Origin of the sequence: Sulfitobacter sp. HI0040 (genome assembly GCF_001634885.1) — a bacterium.
Lineage (GTDB): Bacteria > Pseudomonadota > Alphaproteobacteria > Rhodobacterales > Rhodobacteraceae > Sulfitobacter.
This window is the reverse complement of record NZ_LWEX01000257.1, coordinates 1-4872: the sequence shown is the minus strand read 5'-3', so window position 1 is coordinate 4872 and position 4872 is coordinate 1. Positions and strand designations below refer to the sequence as shown.

At 66.6% G+C, this 4872-nt stretch carries 4 protein-coding genes and 1 pseudogene; all 5 read right to left on the bottom strand.

The genetic code is table 11. The annotated features are described in order from the left end of the window. Positions 1 to 1087 (bottom strand): UDP-N-acetylmuramoyl-tripeptide--D-alanyl-D-alanine ligase (locus tag A3728_RS13365; protein WP_067924617.1); only part of this gene is annotated, 1087 nt, incomplete at its 3' end. Next, entirely contained in the window at positions 1084 to 2565 is a 1482-nt protein-coding gene (locus A3728_RS13360; protein WP_067924614.1) for a UDP-N-acetylmuramoyl-L-alanyl-D-glutamate--2,6-diaminopimelate ligase, read from the bottom strand. The genes A3728_RS13365 and A3728_RS13360, both read right to left, overlap by 4 nt. A 14-nt stretch (positions 2566 to 2579) precedes the next feature. Next, the gene (locus A3728_RS13355; RefSeq protein WP_067924612.1) at positions 2580 to 4367 is read right to left on the bottom strand and encodes a peptidoglycan D,D-transpeptidase FtsI family protein; all 1788 of its coding nucleotides are present in this window, start codon (positions 4365 to 4367) and stop codon (positions 2580 to 2582) included. Then, on the bottom strand, positions 4364 to 4720 hold the full coding sequence (ftsL, locus tag A3728_RS13350) for a cell division protein FtsL (protein WP_067924607.1): 357 nt from the start codon (positions 4718 to 4720) through the stop codon (positions 4364 to 4366). Before ftsL ends, A3728_RS13355 begins: the two co-directional genes overlap by 4 nt. 4 nt (positions 4721 to 4724) lie before the next feature. Then, a pseudogene (locus tag A3728_RS22365) lies at positions 4725 to 4872 on the bottom strand (16S rRNA (cytosine(1402)-N(4))-methyltransferase); the annotation flags it as partial.

The following is a 4872-nucleotide window of genomic DNA, read 5'->3' as shown; positions in this document are numbered from 1 at the left end:
CGGGCTCCGTCCCGGCCAGCACGTCCAGTGCTGCCGCCATGGAGGTCGGGTTCGCGTTATAGCTGTCGTCGATCAGCTGCAGGGTCAGATGCGTCTCGACCGGGTCGAGGATGATGGTCTCGCGCTGGCCGCGTCCCGCATAGGGCTGCCACCGGCCGAGCGACTGGGCGGCCAGCGCGCGGTCCGCGCCCAGGGCCTCCGCCGCAGCCATGGCGGCCAGCCCGTTCATGGCGAAATGGCGTCCCGGCGTGGCGATCTTGAACAAAAGCGGGCTGCCTTCGACATCGGCCTGAACGATGGTCGCTTCGGGCTGCACCGTGACCTCGCCCAGGCGGTAGTGATGGGCGTGGACGCCGAATTCGACATCCCGCAGCCGCCGGTCGACCGCCTTGGCCATCAGGATGGCGGCATGTTCGATATCGGCGTTGATCACCGCGACGCCGCCGGGTTCCATCCCGTCGAAGATCGCCGCCTTTTCCACCGCGATCCCGGTAATGTCGTCGAAAGCCTCCAGATGCGCGGCGGCCACCGTGGTCACGACCCCTACATGCGGACGCGCGAGCCTGGAGAGAGGCGCGATTTCGCCGGGGTGGTTCATGCCGATCTCGATGATCGCAAATTCGGTATCTTCGGGCATGCGTGCGAGGGTCAGCGGCACGCCCCAGTGGTTGTTGTAGCTGGCCACACTGGCATGGGTGCGCCCCTGATCCGACAGGATCGTCAGCAGCATTTCCTTGGTGGAGGTCTTGCCCACGCTGCCCGTCACCGCGACGACGCGGGCGGCAGTGCGCGCCCGGGCGGCGCTTCCAAGGTCTTCCAGCCCGCGCAGGACATCGGGCACGATCAAGAGCGGCGCGTCCTCGGATACGCCATCAGGAACATGGGAGACGAGCGCGGCTGCGGCGCCTTTTTCAAGCGCCTGTGCTACGAATTCATGCCCGTCCCGCTGGGCCGCGAGCGCCACGAAGAGATCTCCCGGCGCGAGGGTCCGGGTATCGATGGAAACGCCGTGGCAGGACCATGCGGGTCCCCGCGCCTCTCCGCCGGTTGCCGCGCGGGCGGTTTCCTGCGTCCAGAGCGCGGTCATGTCAACTTTCCTTCCAGCGCGGCCACCGAAATGCTGGCCTGTTCGGCATCGTCGAAGGGCAGGATGTCATCGCCGATGATCTGCCCGGTTTCGTGGCCCTTTCCGGCGATGAGCAGAGCATCGCCCGGCCCGATCATGCTGACTCCGCGCAGGATCGCTTCGGCCCGGTCGCCCACCTCCAGCGCGCCGGGTGCCCCGGCCAGCACGGCGGCACGGATGGCGGCGGGGTCCTCGCTGCGGGGGTTGTCGTCCGTCACGATGACGGCATCGGCATGTTCGGTCGCTGCAGCACCCATCAGGGGGCGTTTGGCGCGGTCCCTGTCGCCGCCCGCCCCCACGATGGCCACCAGCCGGCCCATCACATGCGGGCGCATCGCCGCAAGTGCCGTGGAAACGGCATCCGGCGTATGGGCATAGTCGACAAAGACCGCCCCGCCGCCGTCCCTTGTGGCGGCAAGCTGCATGCGCCCGCGCACGGTCTTGAGATGGGGAAACGTGTCAAAGACATCCTGCGGCTCCGCCCCGCAGGCGATGGCAAGGCCCGCGGCCACCAGCACGTTGTCGGCCTGAAACCCGCCGATCAGTTCGAGCCGTTTCTGATAGCTGCGGCCACGGTAGACAAAGCGCAGGTCCTGCCCCGTCTCGTCAAAGCGCTGGCCCGTCAGATGCAGGTCGCCCCCGTCACGGCCCACGGTCAGCACGCTGCAGCCCCGCGCCTTGGAAACGGCGACCAAATCGACCCCGCGCGCGTCGTCGATGTTGATCACGGCTGTACCGTCCTCCGGCAGAACGCGGGCGAAAAGGCCCGCCTTGGCGTCGAAATAGGCTTCGAAGCTTTCGTGATAATCCAGATGATCCTGCGAAAAGTTCGTGAACCCCGCCGCGCGCAGGGTGACCCCGTCCAGCCGCCGCTGGTCGAGCCCGTGGCTCGACGCCTCCATCGCCGCATGGGTGATGCCCTGCCCCGCCGCTTCGGCCAGCACCCGGTGCAAGGTCAGCGGCTCGGGCGTGGTGTGCGACAGGGGTGCTGTCCATGCGCCCTCCACCCCGGTGGTGCCGAGGTTCACCGCCGCGTAGCCCAGTTCGATCCAGATCTGGCGCAGAAAGCTGGAAACGGAGGTCTTGCCATTGGTGCCGGTCACGGCGGCCATGGTCGCGGGCTGTGCCCCGTACCATAGGGCCGCGGCCCGGGTGAGCGCCTCCCTCGGGGCATCTGTCACGACAAGGGCCGCGTCCGAGTCGGCCAGCGCCTCTGCGGCGATGATCACGCCTTCAGCATCGGTGAGCACGGCGGCGGCGCCCTGCGCCAGTGCCTGCGCGGTGAAGGCCGCGCCATGCTGAACCGTACCCGGCATCGCCGCGAAGAGAAAACCGGCCTGCACGGCACGGCTATCGACGGCGATTCCGGTGATTTGCGGGTTGGCCCCGCGCGCGGCAGTCAGGCCAAGCGCGGAAAGGGAAACGGCCCGTTTATCCATGGGGGAAGACTTTTTCAGTTGCTGCCTGTCAGCGTTAACACAGCCTCTTCCGCAGGTACAACTGTCGGCCGTAGCCCCAGAAGCGGCGCGACCCGGCGGATCATCTCTGCCGCGACGGGCACCGCCGTCCAGCCTGCCGTCCGCCGCGGTTTGGAGCCTGACGTCTCCACCGGCTCGTCCAGCGTGACGATCAGCACGTACTCGGGATCATGGGCCGGAAAGATGCTGGCGAAGGTGGCGATCACCTTGTCCTCGTAATATCCGCCGCGCGGCTTTGGTTTGTCTGCGGTGCCGGTTTTGCCGCCCACGTGATAGCCGGGCACTTCGCCGAAGCTGGCCGTGCCGTCGCTCACGACCTTGCGCAGCATCATCCGGGAATCGCGCGCAGCCCGTTCGGACATGACGCGCGGGCCGGGTTTCACGCCGTCCTGCTTCAGCAGGGTCGGCGTCACCCGCCGCCCGCCGTTGGCGATGGCGGCATATCCCGCCGCGAGGTGCATGGGACTGGTCGAAAGACCGTGCCCGTAGGAAATGGTCACGCTGCTCAACTCGGTCCAGCGCTTGGGCAAGAGCGGCTTGCCGCCCGCCGCCTCGACGATCTCGAATGGGGTCGCCTCGAAGAAGCCCATGTTGCGCAGGAATTCCTGCTGCCGCTCGATCCCGATATCGAGCGCGAGCCGCCCGGTCCCCCGGTTGGAGGAATGCACGATGATATCGGCAACGCTGAGCTTGCCGTAATTCTTGTTGCGGAATTCACCGATACTAAACCCGCCCACTTTCATCGGGCCCGCCGTTTCGATGATCGTATCGGCGTTCACAAGGCCCAGATCGATGGCCTGCGCGGCAGTGAAGATCTTGAAGGTGGAGCCAAGTTCATAGACCCCCTGCACCGCCCGGTTGAACAAAGGGCTGTCCGACGGATCGCCCGACGTTGCCGGGCGCGGCCTGTCGTTGGGATCGAAGCTGGGCAGCGACACCACGCTGATGACCTCGCCCGTCTTGGCGTTCATCAGGACGCTGGTCGCACCCTTCGCGTTGAGCAGTTTCATCCCGCCATAGAGAACCCGTTCCGCCGCGGCCTGCACCGTCAGGTCGAGCGAGAGTTCAAGCGGCTTGGCCCCGTTGGCCGGGTCACGCAGATAGCTGTCGAAATACTTTTCCACCCCGGCCACGCCGATCACCTCGGCGGCGCGCACGCCTTCCTTGCCGAAACTGGCGCCGCCCAGCACATGTGCCGCCAGCGTGCCGTTGGGATAAAGCCGCATGTCGCGGGGCGCGAAAAGCAGGCCGGGATCGCCGATGTCGTGAACGGCCTGCATCTGCTCGGGGCTGATTTTCTTCTTGATCCACAGGAACTTGCGCTTGCCCGTGAAATCCTTGATCAGCCGGTCTTCCTTCAGGTCGGGGAAGACCTTGACCAATCCTTTGGCGGCGGCCACCGGGTCGACCATGTGACGCGGCTGGGCATAGAGCGCGTGGGTCTCAAGGTTGGTCGCCAGAATGTTGCCGTGGCGATCGACGATATCGGCACGGGTCGCCGAGATGACCGATCCGGGCGCCTGTGCGCGCGGCTCCGTCGGTTCGGACGTGGCGAGCAGACCCATCCGTGCGCCCACCACCGCAAAGGCACAGAAAAAGAACACCCCCATGACCAACAGGCGCCCCTCGGCGCGCTGACGGGCAGCATCGCGCATCTGCTCGTGCCGGATGCGCTTGTTCTCGCGCTCGATGGCGTCGGGGTTTTCGCCTTTCTGGCGGGCGTCGAGAATACGGGCGAGCGGGCGCAGCGGGGTGCGGATCATAGCGGGTCTTCCTCGTCTGCATTCATCGTGGACACGTCAACCGGATCGGTGATCGTCAGCGGTGGCGGGGCGGGATAGATGATCTGGTCCACAAGGCCGAACTGATCGGGATGCAGGGGCAGCAGGCCGAGGCGTTCGAAATTCAGTTCCGCCAGATCGCGCAGCCGGTCGGGGCGGTTCTGATAGGCCCATTCCGCGCGCAGCACGGCAAGGCGGGCATGGGCATCGCGGATGTTGGCGTGCAACCGGTCCGCGTCGCTCAGCGCCTGCTGGGTGGCGTAATTCTCACGGTAGGCCCAGAAGGCCAGCCCGATGACGCCAAGGGCGGTGAGAATGTACAAAACGGCTCGCATGGTCTCAGATCCCCCTGACCTGTGGCATTCCGATGGATGACGCCTCGACGGTGCCCGAAGGCGCGTCGGTGCGGGTGGCGATGCGCAGCTTGGCCGAGCGGGCGCGCGGGTTGCGCTCCTGCTCCTGCGCGTCGGGTGCTATGGCCTTGCGC